The following is a 17,869-nucleotide window of genomic DNA, read 5'->3' on the forward strand; positions in this document are numbered from 1 at the left end:
TTAATTTTTCTTATTTAAGTATTGTTTCAGCGCAATATATCGTCGATTCAGCACTTTTAAGACATGAATAATGTTTAAGAATTAAATCGTCAGAATAAAAAACAGAAAATGAAAGGATAAATTAAAAATTTTCATGACGCATTGATGCCCCCTATACCATAGGGAACACCAATGCGATCGGAAAATGATTATAAAAGTTGAGAGAGTCGGTTAAGATCGGATTGAATAGCGCCCGCAGTCACATCTCGTCCTGCGCCTGGGCCACGGATCACTAATGGGTTGTCTCGATACCAACGGCTTTCGATAGCAAACACATTGTCACCCGGTAATAATGAAGCCAGAGGATGTTCCGGTTTCACGGCTTCCACGCCCACTTTTGCCTTGCCTTTTACCGCATCAAACCGCGCTACATAGCGTAGCACTAACCCGAGCTCTTGCGCAGCTTCTAAGCGCTGCTGCATTTGTTCGTTAATGACAGCGCTGTTTTCAAAAAATTCATCCAAAGAACCCGTCTGTGCTTGTTTTGGTACTAAAGATTCAACCCTCACATCACCCGGCTCAATGTCATAACCCGCTTCACGGGCTAAAATAATTAATTTCCGCATAACATCTTGCCCTGATAGGTCAATACGTGGGTCTGGCTCAGTTAACCCTTGCTGCCAAGCTTGCTCTACTAGCTCACTAAATGGAATGGAGCCGTCAAACTGTAAAAATAGCCATGATAGCGTTCCCGAAAAAATACCACTGATACTCAGGATAGAATCACCGCTTTCTTTTAAATCCCTAACCGTATAGTTAATCGGTAACCCAGCCCCTACTGTCGCGTTATATAACCAATGACGACCTGTTTTTGAAAATGCATCGCGGATTTGACGATATTGTGCCGTTTGCGCTGCACCCGCAATTTTATTTGCACTGATCACATGAAAGCCATAACTCGCAAAATCAACATAATTATTTGCCAGTGTTTCACTTGCCGTGACGTCTAACACGACTAGATCATCATAAGGGTGGGAACGCATCCATAAAAATAGGTTATCGTCCTCATGCTCTACGGCTTCATCATCAAAGAAAGCTAGTGCACGACTTGGGTCAATCCCTTGGTAATTCAGTAAGCTACGGCGGCTGTCTACTACGCCTGCTAAGACAAAATCAAAGTCACTACGTGCCGAAATTTTGTGTTGTTCCGCGTCAAAAAGCTCTAGCCAACGCGCACCAATATTTCCTTTACCAAATAACACTAAACCAATGCGTTTTTCTGCACGAAATAAGCTCTGGTGCATCCCTTGAATTAGGTGCTCTGTTTGGTTTGAGCGCAATACCGCCACTAAACTAATCGCATCCTCTGAATGCCAAATAAATTCAACAGGTTGCCCTTTCAGTTCCTCATAAAAACGGTGGCTATGTAGCGGTTTTTTACACACCCCCGCACCGACTAATGCCACCAGAGAAAAACCTTCGCGTAATGATAATGACCCCGGTAAACCGGCTTCTTCAAGAGCATTTAAAGCACTCTCGACAATTTCGGAGGTATAACATAATTGCAGTAAAGAACGGTCATGATGAATACCGCGAGCCAAAGGACGTAATTGAGCTCGTTTAAGTAATAAGTCCACATCTTTGCAAATTTGTTTAAAGTCACGCCCTGTCGCGATGCGCAATTCAATTAAGCACACATCATCATGGCTAGTGACAATTTTTGCTCCTGCACCTGACGCAAGTACCCGCTCAATTTTTGTTGAACCTTGTTCAGGTTGATAGCTACACCTTAATTGCAAATCAATATTACTCACGGAAACAGGCTGTAAAGTGCGTGTGTGTAAAACAGGTGCCGCCAAACGTGCTAATTCACTGGCTTCATCTAGGCGCAGTAAGGGTAACAAACAGGCATCTTTCACCTTGCGAGGGTCCGCGCTATATACCCCAGCGACATCACTCCAAATCGTGACTTTTTCTACATCAGCCAACGCGCCGACTTGTGTTGCAGAATAGTCACTCCCATTACGCCCAAGCAGTACGGTTTCACCTTGCTGATTACGCGAAATAAAGCCTGTCACGACAATACGCCTGTTCGGTAACTGAGTTAGCTGCTGTTGCAATAAATAACGTGATTGGATTTCATCAACCTGTGGTTGTGCCGCGCGTTCGGCGCGTAAAAATAAGCGTGCATCTAACCAAGCGCTCATCATACCTGCCTGTGCAAGCACTTCAGCCATGAGACGCGCAGACCAAATTTCACCATGGCCGACCAATTCTGCATAAGTCGCATCATTTGTGGGTTGATCCAACAATGCACTTAAACGCTCTAAATCGTGAATAAATAGTTGGCTTAATTCTATGGCTTTCTGTTCGGGTAAAAGAGATTCAATTAAATCAAGTTGATAACAGCGTAATGACTGTTGAGCTTGATGAGCTGAAATACGGTCACTTTGGCTTAATTTCAACCAATTAATCAACTGATTGGTTGTACTACCCGCGGCAGAAACCACCATTAAATCACCGGGTTGGCTATAGTTTGCCATAATTGTTGCAACGCGTTGATAGCACTTCGCATCGGCTAAACTGCTGCCCCCAAACTTATGTAACTGGCGGTGGCAAGGAGCCACCTCAACCGCTGTTAGTACACTCATCAAAAAACTCCGCTAACGTTGTGCCGCAACCTTAAATGCGTGGTCTAAGTCTGTGATTAAATCCTGAGAGTCTTCAATTCCCACTGAAATTCTTAGCAAGCTATCTGTGATCCCCGCTTGCGCACGGGCTTCTGCTGACATACCTGCATGCGTCATTGTCGCGGTATGGGAAATCAATGTTTCCACACCACCTAATGACTCCGCTAATGTAAACAAGCTGAGTGAGCGAAGAAAATGGCGAAGTTGTGACTCATCACCTGCAAATTCAAAACTCAGCATCGCTCCAAAGCCTTTTTGTTGTTTTACTGCTATTTCGTGCCCGGGGTGATCTTCTAATGCAGGATAATACAATTTTTTCACTAAAGGCTGTGATTTAAGATATTTTACGATCTCTTGTGCATTTTGCTGTTGCTGTAATACACGTGGAGATAATGTCCGAATACCTCTCAATAGTAGATAGCTATCAAAAGCGCCCCCAGTAACACCAATATTATTCGCCCACCAAGCAAGCTCTGTTACCCACTTTTCTTCTTTCGCAATCACCACCCCTGCAACGATATCAGAATGGCCATTCAGGTATTTAGTGCATGAATGCACCACAAAATCTGCACCGAGTGAAAGAGGCTGCTGCAAAATTGGGCTTAAAAAAGTATTATCTACAACGACTAATGCACCTACATCATGAGCTAACTGTGCAATATGCTGTATATCAAAAATTCTTAATAGCGGGTTGCTTGGTGTTTCGATTAACACTAATTTGGGCTTTTTCGCTAATGCAGCCTGCAATGCAGATTCATCACTTTGGTCGACAAATTGCACCTGATACGCCCCACGCTGGCTTTGGCTATTAAATAACCGGTAGCTTCCGCCGTAACAGTCATGTGGCGCAACGAGTAAATCCCCCGGTTGCAGAAAAACGGTACATAACAGGTGAAGCGCAGACATCCCACTGTTAGTCATGACCGAACCACTACCCCCCTCAAGTTGTGCCAATGTTTTTTGCACAATATCACGCCCTGGGTTTCCACGACGTGAATAATCATGAGCTCTCGGTTCATTAAAATCAGTAAAATTATAGGTACTGGATAAATAAATGGGAGGCACTACGCAACCAAATTGTTGGTCTTCATTTAATCCATTATGAATTGCGATAGTTGACGGCTTGTAAGTCATAAACGCTTCTCCTGAACAGTGATAGGCTAAATCATACCCATCGGATGTTTGGACGTCAATATATCTAGACGTCTAAACCTCTTTACGTTTATATCAACTAATGGAATAATCAACCTTAATTATGATGTGTAAATTGATAGTCAATCACACAAATCAGCTTAACTTACTAATTTCACAAAAAATATTGTGATAAACTAAGTGAAGTGTCGTCACGTTTGTATGCAGTTCTTCATCCTTGAAAGCTTAGATTAAGTTTCTATTAAAAAGAATGTGCATATTATTTTTAATTATTACTGAAAATATCCAAGGTATCCCATGGCTGAATGGAATGGTGAGTATGTCAGTCCGTATGCTGAACATGGCAAAAAGAGTGAGCAAGTTAAAAAAATCACAGTATCTATCCCATTAAAAGTACTGAAAATTTTAACTGATGAGCGGACTCGTCGTCAGATTAACAACTTACGCCATGCCACTAACAGTGAACTCCTGTGTGAAGCTTTTTTACATGCATTCACAGGCCAACCACTGCCAAATGATGAAGATTTGCGTAAAGAGCGTAATGACGAGATCCCTGAAGCTGCAAAAGAAATTATGCGTGAATTAGGTATCGACCCTGAAACGTGGGAATACTAATCCCAATTAGTCGCCATTACGTGCCTTAAAGTTTTGACTACGTCGCAAGCCTTGCGGCGTAGTTACCCCTCTATATTTCCGCCCAGATACCTATGAATGAGTTTAAATTCAACAAGAACTAGATAGGCCATTACTCATTTTGCCAAACCTAATCCATTAACATCAAATACTGTTAAAATTGACAGGATAACAACTTAGCTTTTTGTGCTTTTCTGTGTTTTAGTTCTATTTAATTAGCAAATTTAATATTTTAAAAGCAATTTGTTTTGTTTATCAATAATTTGATAATTCCACTTAAATCAATTAAAAATTATGCCATATAATAGATAAGGATATTTAACTAACTATTAAATGGTAAATAAGCAATGAAAAAAGTAATTTTAGTTTCTCTTTTAAGCCTTACGTTTAGTGGTCTGGCTATGGCATCTAGTAATGGTTTTTATGTTTCTGGAAAATTAGGTACATCTATTCTTAAATTATCAGACCAGAAATGGGAAGAATCAGATGTAGGTTTTTATGAAAGCTATAACAACGGTAGCAAAACCAAGGCAGTATTCGGTGGTGGTATTGCATTAGGTTATGACTTATATGATGTGACATCTCTTCCGTTACGTGCTGAATTAGATATTGCACTAAGAGGTAAAGCTTCATCTAAACATAATCTTTTCTATGAAAACAATAGCTTCTTTACCGCTTCAGATGACATCAAAAACGATATCACATTGAATACCTTCATGGTTAATGCTTATTATGACTTCAAAAATGAAACCAATTTTACCCCTTACGTATCAGTTGGATTAGGTTTAGCAAGTATTAAGCATAAATCTAGTTATTCATACGAAGAAAAAAGCCATCATGGTATGTACTATGGCTATGATTCATTCTCTAAATCGAAAACCAACAGTAACTTTGCTTGGAGCTTAGGTTTAGGTTCACAATATGCAATTAATGATAACCTTTCATTAGATTTAAGCTATCGTTTCTTAGATGCAGGAAAATCAGATGTTAGCTATAACGCAGATGGCGAAACGCTCAAGTCCAAAGTGAAAGTGCGTAGTAATGACATCATGTTTGGCGTGGTTTACCGTTTCTAACGGCTTATTTTAGGCATTAAAAAAGGGAAACTCAGTTTCCCTTTTTTTTCGCATTCACAAGTTCGATTATTTTTTAGAACCTGGGATGCTGAAACGTTGGTTGAAGCGATCAACACGACCACCAGTCGCAACATCACGCTGTTTACCAGTATAGAACGGGTGGCAGTTACCACAAACGTCCAGGTTCAGCGAGTGACCAGCAGTTGAATTAATTTTCATTACATTACCGCAAGAACAAGTTGCAGTAACTTCTTCGTATTTAGGGTGAATACCTTTTTTCATGGGAGAACCTCTATTAAGGCCGTGTCGCCATTCCAGCCCTAACGCCGGACACCACACGTCGTGTTGATTGAATTTAATATATTGGTAAAAATAGATACCAAAGGCGGCGGATCATACAGAAATTCTGTTTATCGCGCAATGAAAACCGAGTAAATTTTGTGGTACTCTAGTCAACAATCGCTCGCATTATCGCATAAAAAACAGACGGAAAACCAGATATGATCGTCGTTCAGGTGGCTTTACCTGTCCCTTTAAACCGCACATTTGATTATCGCCTTCCTGATAACATGCCACTCCCAGTGATTGGCAGCCGTGTTATGGTGCCATTTGGCAAGCGCCAAGCCCTTGGTATTGTGGTAAAGCACAGCGATAAAAGCGAGTTTGCTGAAGATAAATTAAAAGCCATCGAGTTGGTTCTCGACCACCAAACACCCTTCCCTGATGATATTTGGCAGCTCTTACTGTGGTCTTCTCAATACTATCATTACCCAATAGGCGAAGTACTCTTCCACGCATTACCCACACTATTGCGCCAAGGTAAACCCGCTGAATTTACCCCTATTTGGCAATGGCAAGTAACGGATGAAGGCTTAGCGATTGACCTTAATGAACTAAAACGTTCTCCAAAACAGCAGCAAACTCTTGCACTTTTGCGTCGTAGACCCGTTTATCGCCATCAAGTCAGTGAGCTTGAAATCAGTGAAAGCGCTCTGCAAGCACTGAAAAAGAAAGCTTATATTGATTTACACCCCGTTCAACCGACTAGCGAAAAGTGGCAACCAAGCTTTACAGTTTGTGGTGAAAGGCTGCGCCTTAATAGTGAGCAAGCCACAGCGGTCGGTGCTATACGTGCTGAAGATGACCAATTTTCGCCATGGCTGCTCGCAGGGATCACAGGGTCCGGTAAGACGGAAGTATATCTGAGTGTATTGGAAAATGTCCTTGCCCAAGGTAAGCAAGCTTTAGTTTTGGTGCCTGAAATTGGCTTAACCCCACAAACCATTAACCGTTTTCGTGAACGCTTCAATGCCCCCGTAGATGTTTTGCACTCTGGGCTTAACGATAGCGAGCGTTTAGCTGTTTGGTTACGCACTAAACAAGGGCAAAATGCCATTATTATTGGTACTCGCTCGGCACTGTTCACCCCTTTCGCCCACCTTGGCATTATTATTATTGATGAAGAGCATGACAGCTCATATAAACAGCAAGATGGCTGGCGTTATCACGCCCGTGATTTAGCTGTTTTCCGTGCTAAAAAGAACAATATACCGATTGTCATGGGGACCGCGACCCCTTCATTGGAAACCTTATTCAATGTTCAACAACATAAATATCGGCAATTAAATCTCACGATTCGTGCCGGTAATGCACGTCCTGCGGCTCAACACCTTATTGACTTAAAAGGCCAGCCGTTAAAATTTGGCCTTTCGCATTTATTGATTCAACATATTAAAGAACACCTTGCACAAAACAATCAGGTGATTTTATTTTTAAATCGTCGAGGCTATTCTCCAACATTAATTTGCCATGAATGTGGTTGGATTGCGGAGTGCCAGCGTTGTGACCACTATTACACCTTGCACCAAAACTTTCATCAATTACGCTGCCACCATTGTGATAGCCAACGCCCTGTGCCTCGCCAATGTCCACAATGTGGTTCAACGCATTTAGTGCCTGTTGGCATGGGAACTGAGCAACTTGAGGAAGGCATCTGTGAACTGTTCCCTGATACCCCTGTAACCCGTATTGACCGTGATACCACCAGCCGCAAAGGGGAACTGGAGCAGCATTTAAACCAAGTGCATGAAGGAGGGGCTCGCATTCTTATTGGTACGCAGATGCTCGCCAAGGGCCACCACTTTCCTGATGTCACCTTAGTCGCCTTATTAGATGTCGATGGGGCATTATTTTCGAGTGACTTCCGTGCAGCCGAACGGTTTGCCCAATTATACGTGCAAGTTTCTGGTCGAGCGGGACGAGCCGGTAAGCAGGGCGAAGTATTCTTACAAACCCACCATCCCGAGCACCCTCTGTTACTCACACTGCTTGAAGAAGGCTATAACGCATTTACCCAAGAAGCGATGGAAGAGCGTAGGGTCGCGATGTTACCGCCTTATACCAGCCATATATTGATCCGCTCAGAAGATCACAATAACCAAGATTCACGCCAATTTCTGCAAAATGTGCGGCAATATATTGCTGAACATCCCCAAAGTGACGCGAAAATGTGGATCCTTGGCCCTTCGCCGTCAATTCAAGCCAAACGCGGTGGCCGATTCCGCTGGCAATTGCTATTGCAACACCCTTCACGACTTTATCTACAGCAGTTTATGGCAAAGCGACTGCCAGAAATACTTCAACAGCCAGAAAGTCGCAAGGTAAAATGGAACATTGATGTTGACCCGACGGATTGTTAACTCATTATCCATGCTAAATGATTCATTTTATCTAACCATTTAACGTTATAAACCATACCAATATTTTCTTCGCAGTATGTTGATAAATTTGAATTATTTACCCTATAATGCTAAACGGTCAAATTGAGCATTTTTTATACACATTGAGTTTCGTTTATCTTTTTGCCCTTAGAATTATTTTCAAAATTTGCGAAGTAGCTCTAAAAAATGACGCAAGTCACACTTTTTATGCAAACTAGGTAACAGATATTATTGAGAAACCAATTAGAATAACCACTAATAATGACGTACTTGCGCCATTCAAAAAAAGCAAACGATTAAATCAATCTAAGGAAGGCGTTGTGGAAAGTAAAAAACACAATAACACGGCAACAATGAAAGATGTTGCTAGTGCCGCGGGCGTTTCGACAGCGACGGTGTCTAGAACACTCATGAACCCGGAAAAAGTTTCTTTGCAAACACGCCAAAAAGTCGAACAAGCGGTGATGGATGTTGGCTATTATCCTCATAACCTTGCTAGAAGCTATAAGCGCAATGAATCAAAAACAATTCTAGTACTCGTTCCTAATATCCGTGACCCTTTCTTTAGTGATGTCGTGTGCGGCATTGAAGAAATCGCAGCTCAAGAAGGCTACTTTGTTTTGATTGGGGACTGCAAACACCAAGAAAAACAAGAAAATGCCTTTATTAATCTCATTATTACCAAACAAATTGATGGCATGGTCTTACTGGGTTCAAATATTCCCTTTGATATCTCAACCGAAGAGCAGAAAAACCTCCCTCCGATTGTGATGGCAAATGAATTCGCCCCTGAACTAAAGCTGCCTACTGTACATATTGATAACCTCACAGCCGCATTTAATGCGACACATTACCTGCAAAAACAAGGCCATAAACTGATTGCTTGTATTGCAGGCCCCAACCATATGCCTTTAAGCCAATACCGTTTAGAAGGTTATAAAAAAGCCATGTTGCGTACAGGCGAAAAATTGCGTGAAAATTATATTATTCGTGGCGATTTTACCCATGAAGGTGGCGCTGAAGCGGTAAAAACATTACTGTCACTTCCTGAACCACCAACCGCAATCTTTTGCCATAGTGACATCATGGCGATTGGCGCGATGTGGCAAGCGAAAAAAATGGGCTTAACGCTCCCAGATGACCTCTCTTTTGTTGGTTTCGATAACTTAGAACAAGCAAAATACACCTTACCAGCCCTAACGACTATCAACCAACCTCGCGCTGAAATTGGTCATCATGCGATGCAATTACTGCTTGAGCAGATCCATGGACACAATGTTAACCCGGGCTCACGTCTCCTAGATTCTGATTTAATCATCAGAGAGAGCACAAAAGCGCCTAAAAGCTAGTCAAAGTTGCTCAGGTTAAGTAACATGTTAAGCCAAATGACGACGAACAATTGATAACTAGTGAATTAATAGCGTGGCACAAAAAGATTATGTAGCTCGAGGGCGCTCATCCGCCCGTAAAAAAAGCAAAGGTAAATCCAAGAAAGCACAAGGACTACCAATGACAACATTGGTTGTCGCTGTCGCGATTGTCGTGCTATTTGTTGGCGGCCTGTTTTACATCACCCAAAATAAAAAGGACACGCCGCAACCCCAAGTTGTCACACCAACAACACCGGGAAGTACGCTTCCACCAAAACCTGAAGAGCGTTGGCGCTATATTAAAGAGCTCGAACGTCGTGGTGTGGATACGCCAAATATTCAACAACCAAGCACAGGTAATAATATTGTGCGCCCATCAGATTTAACACCTGAGCAGCGCCAGCTATTAGAACAAATCGATTCTGATCGACGTCAACCTGTAACTAATTTACAAGAAGTTCCCTCGAATGGTAAACCGGTGCCACGCTCACAAGTGCTCATCAATGAGCCAGCCCAACCTATCGAGCCAGTGCAACGTAAACCGGCGGCTAATATCCCTCCGAAGCTTGAGGCTCAACCAACTGCGCCAGCAGCTCAACCACAAACAGCACCAAGTACTAAACCGGCTAACAGTTTGCAAAACATGATTGTTCAATGTGGTTCATTCCGTACAGCTGAACAAGCCGGGTCTGTACAAGCCACTCTGGCATTTTCAGGTATTGAAAGCCGTGTAAGTGCAGGTGGTGGTTGGCACCGTATTGTTTTAGGCCCTTATTCCAAGTCCACTGCCGAAAAAATGCGTGACCGCGCAGCAAGTGCAGGTGTTTCTGGTTGTATTCTTCGTGCGTCTGGGGGTTGAAAAACCTCAGCGCCCCCCCCATGTACTGTTTTAATGTACTCATGAGCGGTACTTTGTGTCTTCAACCTAGTTCAAGTGATAGTTAATTAAACAACTATCACTTGAATTTAATCTTTTGAAAATCACATTCAACCGCATTCTTTTTTGTAATAAAACCAGGGGCTAACTCATGACAACAATCGTAAGTGTTCGCCGTAATGGCCAGGTCGTAATTGGTGGTGATGGACAGGCGACGATGGGTAATACCGTCATGAAAGGCAATGTCCGCAAAGTTCGCCGTTTATACAACGACAAAGTCATTGCCGGATTTGCCGGTGGCACCGCAGACGCATTCACATTATTTGAACTGTTCGAGCGCAAACTCGAACTTCATCAGGGCCATTTAACCAAAGCAGCCGTTGAACTTGCTAAAGATTGGCGTACTGACCGCATGCTTCGTAAATTAGAAGCCTTATTAGCTGTCGCTGATGAACACACTTCACTGATCATTACAGGTAATGGTGATGTAGTTCAACCGGAAAACGACTTGATTGCTATTGGCTCCGGTGGCCCATATGCGCAATCAGCCGCACGTGCTTTGTTAGAAAATACAGACTTAAGCGCTAAAGAAATCGCTGAAAAAGCGCTCGCTATTGCGGGTGATATCTGTATTTACACCAACCATAACGTCAACTTTGAAGAAATTTCTTCAAAATCATAAGGATTTAGTATGTCCGAAATGACTCCACGCGAAATTGTCAGCGAACTCGACAATCATATTATTGGCCAAAATAAAGCCAAACGTTCTGTTGCGATTGCTCTGCGTAACCGCTGGCGCCGTATGCAGTTAAACGAAGTATTACGTCACGAAGTCACACCAAAAAATATTTTGATGATTGGGCCAACAGGGGTGGGTAAAACTGAAATTGCTCGCCGCCTTGCGAAATTAGCCAATGCGCCATTTATCAAAGTCGAAGCGACCAAATTTACTGAAGTCGGCTATGTAGGTAAAGAAGTTGACTCCATCATTCGCGATTTAACTGATTCAGCCGTTAAAATGGTGCGTTTGCAGTCTATCGAGAAAAACCGCTATCGTGCTGAAGAAATGGCTGAAGAGCGTATTTTAGATGTGCTTATCCCACCAGCAAAAAATAACTGGGGGCAGTCTGAGCCAACGGATGAGCATTCCCCAGCTCGCCAAGCATTCCGTAAAAAATTACGTGAAGGCCAATTAGACGATAAAGAAATTGAAATCGAAGTTGCGGCCTCCCCTATGGGCGTTGAAATTATGGCGCCTCCGGGCATGGAAGAGATGACAAACCAGTTACAATCCATGTTCCAAAACTTAGCAGGCCAAAAACAGAAACCTCGTAAGATGAAAATCAAAGAGGCATTCAAACTGCTCGTTGAAGAAGAAGCGGCTAAATTAGTCAACCCTGAAGAACTGAAAGAACAAGCGATTGAAGCCGTTGAACAAAATGGTATTGTTTTCATCGATGAGTTCGACAAAATTTGTAAACGTGGTGGACAAAGTTCAGGCCCAGACGTATCCCGTGAAGGGGTTCAACGTGATTTACTGCCATTAATCGAAGGCTGTACCATTTCTACTAAACACGGGATGGTCAAAACTGACCACATTCTGTTTATTGCTTCAGGTGCATTCCAAGTTTCGAGCCCATCAGACTTGATCCCTGAGCTCCAAGGTCGTCTACCAATTCGTGTTGAGCTACAAGCGCTGACCACTGAAGATTTTGTACGAATTTTGACGGAACCAAACGCTTCATTAACTGAACAATATAAAGCGTTAATGGCAACAGAAGGCGTGAATATTGAATTCACAACTGACGGTATTCGTAAAATTGCAGAATCAGCATGGCAAGTGAATGAGTCAACCGAAAATATTGGTGCTCGTCGCTTGCACACGGTGCTTGAACGCTTAATGGAAGATATTTCTTTCGATGCCAGTGACCGTAACGGGCAAACTATCCAAATCGATGCAGACTATGTCAAACAGCACTTAGATGAGCTAGTGGCAGATGAAGACTTAAGTAGATTTATTTTATAATCTTATTAATTATCTGGTTTTCATGTATCCTTAATATACATCGACTAAAGTGCAGCTTTTATCGCTGCACTTTTTTCTATGAAATATTCTGCCCATTGCATTGAAAATACTAAGGTATTCATCTATATGATGGGTTATTAAACTATCAAGAACACGTCTCTAAAGAGTTTGAATTATAGGTAACTGCATGCAGTCGACATCCACAACAATAAGTCGTAAACAAGCTTGGATTGAAAGTCTCCGCCCTAAAACCCTACCATTAGGGGTGATTGCGATTGTGACAGGCTCTGCACTCGCTTATTTAACGAATAATTTTAAATGGCCCGTCGCTTTATTAGCACTTATCACCGCGGGGTTATTACAGATTTTATCAAACCTTGCGAATGACTATGGTGATGCGGTCAAAGGCTCTGATACGGCTGAACGTATTGGTCCATTACGCGGCATGCAAAAAGGCGTTATCACGCAAGCAGATATGAAAAAGGCGCTCAAGCTAAATATTACAGCAGCCTGCCTTTCTGGCTTACTCTTAATTATTGTCGCCTGTGAAAAACCAGAGGATGCCATTGGTTTCGTCGCATTAGGGCTTATTGCTATCTTAGCTGCCATTACCTATACCGTTGGCAAGAAACCGTATGGATACCTAGGGCTAGGGGATATTTCTGTCTTGATCTTCTTTGGCTGGCTAAGTGTTATTGGGACTTATTATTTACAGGCTAATAGTTTTAATATCATCACTGTCCTGCCCGCAACGGCCTGTGGGTTGCTCTCTGTCGCGGTATTGAATATCAATAATATGCGTGATATCGAAAATGATATTAAAGCAGGCAAAAACACCTTAGCGGTGCGCTTAGGCCCCCAAGGCGCTCGCATTTACCACACTATTATTATAGTTACGGCTATTTTATGTTTGGCCTTTTTTAATCTAATTTATTTGCACGGATGGAGCGGTTGGTTATTTTTACTTGCCGTACCGATGTTAATGAATCATTTACGCCGTGTTCTGAGTGACCCTACGCCAGAAGGTATGCGTCCTTTACTGGAAAATATGGTAAAAGCCGCGCTCGTGACTAACGTTTTATTCTCTATCGGCGTTGTGATGAGCAAATAATAATCACTATTTGTCGTTTTTTTGACTTTTTCCGCCTATTTTTAGGCGGGTAGCTTTGCCAAGTACGGTTCAAAAGGGATATACTGGTTACCTCTTGCAGCAAAAAAGACCTAACTCCTATGAAATATGATACTTCCGAACTCTGCGATATATACCAAGAAAGCGTTAACGTGGTAGAACCCCTTTTCTCCAACTTTGGTGGACGTACTTCATTTGGCGGTCAAATCATTACGGTTAAGTGTTTTGAAGATAACGGCCTAGTGTATGATTTGCTGGAAGAGGATGGTTCTGGCCGTATTCTACTGATTGATGGCGGCGGTTCTGTCCGTAAGGCACTCATTGATGCTGAAATTGCAAGGCTAGCCGTTGATAACCACTGGGAAGGTATTGTGGTTTATGGTGCAGTACGTCAAGTTGATGCACTGATGGAGCTTGATCTCGGTATTCAAGCCATTGCTGCGATGCCTGCTGGTTGCCCTGATGAAGGTATTGGGGAAAGTGATATCCGAGTCAACTTTGGTGGAGTCACCTTCTTCTCTGGTGATTACCTCTATGCCGATAACACCGGTATTATCCTTTCTGAAGAGCCATTAACACCTTATGAGAACGACGGTTTCGTCGAAGATGACAATATCGACGCATAATCCGTTAAAAATTCTATAAATAAGGGCTGCAATGATTTGCGGCCCTTATTTTTATCTCAATCGGGCGAAAAGACGAAGCCAACCCTGTGACAACGTGAGGTATGACGAAAGTTTCTCTAAACCCTACAGCGTAAGGTATAACAAAAATTTCTCTAAATAATTCGTGTTGTAGATAGGCGGCAAAGTCAATAAGACCCTAGGGGCATACATAAGTATGTGACTAGGGCGAAGAGACGAAGCCAACACCCTACAATGTGAGGCATAACAAATATTTCTCTAAATAATTCGTGTTGTAGGTAGGCGGCAAAGTCGATAAGACCCTAGAGGCATATAACGTCTGTGACTAGGGCGAAGAGACGAAGCCAACACCCTACAATGTGAGGCATAACAAACATTTCTCTAAATAATTCGTGTTGTAGGTAGGCGGCAAAGTCGATAAGACCCTAGGAGCATACATAAGTATGTGACTAGGGCGAAGAGACGAAGCCAACACCCCTACAACGCGAAGTATGACGAGAAATTACACTTCTTCCATCTTACCGAGCAAAGTGCGCAGACGCTCTTGCCAAGCTTGCTGCTCTTGCTTTAACTGTTCATTTTCACGCACCAGTGAATCCGTACCTGATTTTGCGGTTTCAAGTTCTTGGCTTAACGCACCATTTTTATCTTTTAATTCATCGATTTCCATTTGTAACAGTGTGATTGTATCAATCGCTTGTTGAACTTTGGATTCGAGTTTCTCAAATACTTCAAATGACATAATTCTGGTCTCCCTTATCAGCTTTTACACGATTGTAAGTAGCATGATCCTCTGTGTCCAGTTCCTTCCTTCTGAATCGTCATAACTTTCATTAAGAAACACTGGTCAGATCACATCACAAAGGTCGAATCCATCACTATTTTTGATTGTTTTGTTTCGCTTTAGTGATGTAACACACACTTTTCAATTTCGATATTTCTCGTTTATGTTCTTTAACGATAAATTTACAGTTAATGATTTTCGATTAGAAAATCTTAACTTAAAAAAACATTACAATATTTTTCATTTTCGTAGGATAGAAACATATGAGCCAAATGACGACTACATCACTCACGGGTCAGTGCATCTCAGAGTTTTTAGGGACTGCGTTACTGGTCTTTTTTGGTCTAGGTTGCGTTGCTGCCGTTAGGATAGCGGGCGCACAACTAGGCTTGTGGGAAATAAGTATTATATGGGGCTTTGGCGTTGCTTTAGCCGTTTACCTAACCGCTGGCACCTCAGGTGCCCACCTAAACCCAGCCGTCACCCTGGCACTATGGCTGTTTGCGTGTTTTGATAGACGCAAAGTCGTGCCTTATATCATCGCACAGATGCTAGGTGGCTTCTTTGCTGCCGCATTAGTCTACTCAATGTATTCCCCTGTATTTTTCGATTACGACCAAGTCCATCACATCATTAGAGGCTCACAAGAAAGCTTATTTACTGCGGGTGTTTTCTCTACCTACCCAGCCCCACAAATTAGTGTTCCTCATGCATTCTTTATTGAGGTCATTATTGCGGCCATTCTTGTTTGTTTAATACTCGCGTTAACTGATGATGGCAACGGTGTTCCTCGTGGCCCACTCGCGCCATTGTTAATCGGTATTTTAATTGCCGTCATCGGTGGGTCATTTGGCGCGCTCACAGGGTTCGCACTTAACCCTGCTCGTGACTTTGGTCCAAAGGTTGTGGCTTACCTCGCAGGTTGGGGTGATATTGCCCTGACTGGTGGCCGCGATATTCCGTATTTCCTTGTCCCATTGACAGCACCTATTGTTGGTGGTCTGCTAGGCGCATTCGCCTATCGCAAACTGATTGGTCGCCACTTACCTTGCATGGTATGTGAAGAAGAGACCAAAACAGAAACATTATCCGTTAAAAACACCAAATCCTCGGAACAGGCTTAAATTATGACAACTGAAACCACTATTGCGAAAAAGTATATTGTTGCACTCGACCAAGGCACAACCAGCTCACGCGCTGTTGTACTCGACCATGATGCAAATATTGTCAGCATTTCACAACGTGAATTCACCCAAGTTTATCCTAAACCAGGTTGGGTGGAACATGACCCAATGGAAATTTGGGCATCACAAAGCTCAACACTTGTAGAAGTACTCGCTAAAGCGGATATTCGTACTGATGAAGTCGCTGGCATTGGGATCACTAACCAACGTGAAACCACCATCGTATGGGAAAAAGCCACAGGTAAGCCTGTTTATAATGCGATTGTATGGCAATGTCGCCGTACTGCTGATTTTTGTACGCATCTAAAACAAAATGACCGCGATTTAGAGGAGTATATTCGCCAAAATACGGGGCTGGTTGTTGACCCCTATTTCTCCGGTACAAAAGTAAAATGGATTTTAGATAATGTTGAAGGCGCACGTGAACGCGCAGAGAAAGGCGAATTACTGTTTGGGACGGTGGATACTTGGCTCGTTTGGAAAATGACACAAGGGCGTGTTCATGTCACCGACTACACCAATGCCTCTCGAACTATGTTATTCAATATCCGTAACCTTGAGTGGGATGACAAAATTCTCAAAGCGCTCAATATTCCACGTGCAATGCTCCCTGAAGTACGCCCCTCTTCCGAAGTCTACGGACAAACCAATATTGGGGGGAAAGGTGGGACTCGTATCCCAATTTCAGGGATGGCGGGAGACCAACAAGCCGCTCTATACGGCCAACTGTGTGTAAAACCGGGTATGGCTAAAAACACTTATGGAACCGGCTGTTTTTTACTGCTAAATACAGGGGAAACCGCAGTACGTTCAAATCATGGCCTACTGACAACTATCGCGTGCGGTCCAAAAGGCGAAGTCAATTATGCCCTTGAAGGTGCCGTTTTCGTAGGCGGTGCATCTATTCAATGGCTACGCGATGAATTGAAATTGATTGATGAATCGACTGACTCTGAGTACTTTGCCACTAAAGTGAAGGACAGTAATGGCGTGTATGTTGTTCCCGCCTTTACAGGCTTAGGCGCACCATATTGGGACCCGTATGCGCGTGGCGCTATTTTTGGCCTAACGCGTGGCGCAAATCGCAACCACATCATTCGCGCAACCTTAGAGTCCATCGCTTATCAAACCCGTGATGTACTTGATGCAATGCAAGCAGACTCTGGTGAACGCTTAAAAGCACTGCGGGTTGATGGGGGCGCTGTCGCCAATAACTTTTTAATGCAATTCCAGTCAGATATTTTAGGTACTCCTGTTGAGCGTCCTGAAGTGCGGGAAAGCACCGCGTTGGGCGCCGCTTACCTTGCAGGTTTAGCGGTTGGCTTCTGGAATAATCTTGATGAGTTACAGAGCAAAGCGACCATTGAGCGTGTATTCAAACCGGGTATCGAAACAACAGAACGTAATTTCAAATACGAAGGGTGGAAAAAAGCCGTAGCACGCGCCCAAGAGTGGGAAGACCGCGGCTAGTCTATTTTTAACCGCCTTTATTTTTAATCCCCCAAGGCCATATAATTTATATGGCCTTTCCTCTTTCCCCTGTCCACTTCCCCTATAAATATCACTTTTTCCTAATAACTAATTAGTTAATCAATGAAAGTGCAG

The 17,869-nt window shown here is 42.9% G+C and carries 15 protein-coding genes; 11 read left to right on the forward strand and 4 right to left on the reverse strand.

The genetic code is table 11. The annotated features are described in order from the left end of the window. Positions 1-188: 188 nt before the first annotated feature. A complete protein-coding gene (locus tag PSF67_RS11320) occupies positions 189-2,630 on the reverse strand; it encodes a bifunctional aspartate kinase/homoserine dehydrogenase II (RefSeq protein ID WP_166267016.1) in 2,442 nt (813 codons plus the stop codon). Between the two features lie 12 nt (positions 2,631-2,642). Further along, positions 2,643-3,803, reverse strand: coding sequence for a cystathionine gamma-synthase (gene metB / locus PSF67_RS11325; RefSeq protein ID WP_166267018.1), 1,161 nt, complete (start codon positions 3,801-3,803; stop codon positions 2,643-2,645). 315 nt (positions 3,804-4,118) lie between these two features. On the opposite strand from metB, the gene metJ reads away from it, so the two are divergent. Continuing rightward, positions 4,119-4,436 carry a met regulon transcriptional regulator MetJ gene (gene metJ, locus PSF67_RS11330; protein ID WP_004265315.1) on the forward strand — a complete coding sequence of 106 codons (318 nt, stop codon included), beginning with the start codon at positions 4,119-4,121 and terminating at the stop codon, positions 4,434-4,436. A gap of 365 nt (positions 4,437-4,801) precedes the next feature. Further along, a complete protein-coding gene (locus tag PSF67_RS11335) occupies positions 4,802-5,530 on the forward strand; it encodes an outer membrane protein (protein WP_166267020.1) in 729 nt (242 codons plus the stop codon). A gap of 66 nt (positions 5,531-5,596) precedes the next feature. Here the strand turns inward: PSF67_RS11335 and rpmE are convergent, their stop codons facing one another. Beyond that, positions 5,597-5,812, reverse strand: coding sequence for a 50S ribosomal protein L31 (gene rpmE, locus PSF67_RS11340; RefSeq protein WP_004265313.1), 216 nt, complete (start codon positions 5,810-5,812; stop codon positions 5,597-5,599). 218 nt (positions 5,813-6,030) lie between these two features. Here rpmE and priA point away from each other — a divergent pair, with 218 nt between their 5' ends. The 7 genes from priA (at position 6,031) to rraA (ending at position 14,278) form a co-directional block, all read left to right on the forward strand. Continuing rightward, positions 6,031-8,229, forward strand: a complete 2,199-nt coding sequence (priA, locus tag PSF67_RS11345) for a primosomal protein N' (protein ID WP_272676925.1) — start codon at positions 6,031-6,033, stop codon at positions 8,227-8,229. A gap of 341 nt (positions 8,230-8,570) precedes the next feature. Next, positions 8,571-9,599 carry a DNA-binding transcriptional regulator CytR gene (cytR, locus tag PSF67_RS11350; protein ID WP_181489943.1) on the forward strand — a complete coding sequence of 343 codons (1,029 nt, stop codon included), beginning with the start codon at positions 8,571-8,573 and terminating at the stop codon, positions 9,597-9,599. 73 nt (positions 9,600-9,672) lie between these two features. Further along, a complete protein-coding gene (gene ftsN / locus PSF67_RS11355; RefSeq protein ID WP_166267026.1) occupies positions 9,673-10,479 on the forward strand; it encodes a cell division protein FtsN in 807 nt (268 codons plus the stop codon). Between the two features lie 169 nt (positions 10,480-10,648). Then, positions 10,649-11,179, forward strand: coding sequence for an ATP-dependent protease subunit HslV (gene hslV, locus PSF67_RS11360; protein ID WP_004265304.1), 531 nt, complete (start codon positions 10,649-10,651; stop codon positions 11,177-11,179). A gap of 9 nt (positions 11,180-11,188) precedes the next feature. Next, a complete protein-coding gene (gene hslU / locus PSF67_RS11365) occupies positions 11,189-12,523 on the forward strand; it encodes an HslU--HslV peptidase ATPase subunit (RefSeq protein WP_102140415.1) in 1,335 nt (444 codons plus the stop codon). Positions 12,524-12,710: 187 nt separating this feature from the next. Beyond that, positions 12,711-13,634 (forward strand): 1,4-dihydroxy-2-naphthoate polyprenyltransferase, encoded by a 924-nt coding sequence (locus tag PSF67_RS11370; RefSeq protein ID WP_166267030.1) that lies wholly within the window; start codon positions 12,711-12,713, stop codon positions 13,632-13,634. Between the two features lie 119 nt (positions 13,635-13,753). After that, entirely contained in the window at positions 13,754-14,278 is a 525-nt protein-coding gene (gene rraA / locus PSF67_RS11375; RefSeq protein WP_166267032.1) for a ribonuclease E activity regulator RraA, read from the forward strand. A gap of 520 nt (positions 14,279-14,798) precedes the next feature. Here the strand turns inward: rraA and zapB are convergent. Then, a complete protein-coding gene (gene zapB / locus PSF67_RS11380; protein WP_004265299.1) occupies positions 14,799-15,038 on the reverse strand; it encodes a cell division protein ZapB in 240 nt (79 codons plus the stop codon). Positions 15,039-15,343: 305 nt separating this feature from the next. Here zapB and PSF67_RS11385 point away from each other — a divergent pair, with 305 nt between their 5' ends. Beyond that, positions 15,344-16,204, forward strand: a complete 861-nt coding sequence (locus PSF67_RS11385; RefSeq protein ID WP_166267034.1) for an MIP/aquaporin family protein — start codon at positions 15,344-15,346, stop codon at positions 16,202-16,204. 3 nt (positions 16,205-16,207) lie between these two features. Further along, positions 16,208-17,734, forward strand: coding sequence for a glycerol kinase GlpK (gene glpK, locus PSF67_RS11390; RefSeq protein WP_166267036.1), 1,527 nt, complete (start codon positions 16,208-16,210; stop codon positions 17,732-17,734). Positions 17,735-17,869 lie beyond the last annotated feature (135 nt).

The organism is Providencia sp. PROV076, assembly GCF_028483405.1.
Taxonomy (GTDB): domain Bacteria; phylum Pseudomonadota; class Gammaproteobacteria; order Enterobacterales; family Enterobacteriaceae; genus Providencia; species Providencia huaxiensis.

Bases quoted from the DNA above. Each gene is read 5' to 3' on its own strand.
- PSF67_RS11320 (WP_166267016.1), bottom strand. From the start codon at position 2,630: ATGAGTGTACTAACAGCGGTTGAGGTGGCTCCTTGCCACCGCCAGTTA.
- metB (WP_166267018.1), bottom strand. From the start codon at position 3,803: ATGACTTACAAGCCGTCAACTATCGCAATTCATAATGGATTAAATGAA.
- metJ (WP_004265315.1), top strand. From the start codon at position 4,119: ATGGCTGAATGGAATGGTGAGTATGTCAGTCCGTATGCTGAACATGGC.
- PSF67_RS11335 (WP_166267020.1), top strand. From the start codon at position 4,802: ATGAAAAAAGTAATTTTAGTTTCTCTTTTAAGCCTTACGTTTAGTGGT.
- rpmE (WP_004265313.1), bottom strand. From the start codon at position 5,812: ATGAAAAAAGGTATTCACCCTAAATACGAAGAAGTTACTGCAACTTGT.
- priA (WP_272676925.1), top strand. From the start codon at position 6,031: ATGATCGTCGTTCAGGTGGCTTTACCTGTCCCTTTAAACCGCACATTT.
- hslV (WP_004265304.1), top strand. From the start codon at position 10,649: ATGACAACAATCGTAAGTGTTCGCCGTAATGGCCAGGTCGTAATTGGT.
- hslU (WP_102140415.1), top strand. From the start codon at position 11,189: ATGTCCGAAATGACTCCACGCGAAATTGTCAGCGAACTCGACAATCAT.
- PSF67_RS11370 (WP_166267030.1), top strand. From the start codon at position 12,711: ATGCAGTCGACATCCACAACAATAAGTCGTAAACAAGCTTGGATTGAA.
- rraA (WP_166267032.1), top strand. From the start codon at position 13,754: ATGAAATATGATACTTCCGAACTCTGCGATATATACCAAGAAAGCGTT.
- zapB (WP_004265299.1), bottom strand. From the start codon at position 15,038: ATGTCATTTGAAGTATTTGAGAAACTCGAATCCAAAGTTCAACAAGCG.
- PSF67_RS11385 (WP_166267034.1), top strand. From the start codon at position 15,344: ATGAGCCAAATGACGACTACATCACTCACGGGTCAGTGCATCTCAGAG.
- glpK (WP_166267036.1), top strand. From the start codon at position 16,208: ATGACAACTGAAACCACTATTGCGAAAAAGTATATTGTTGCACTCGAC.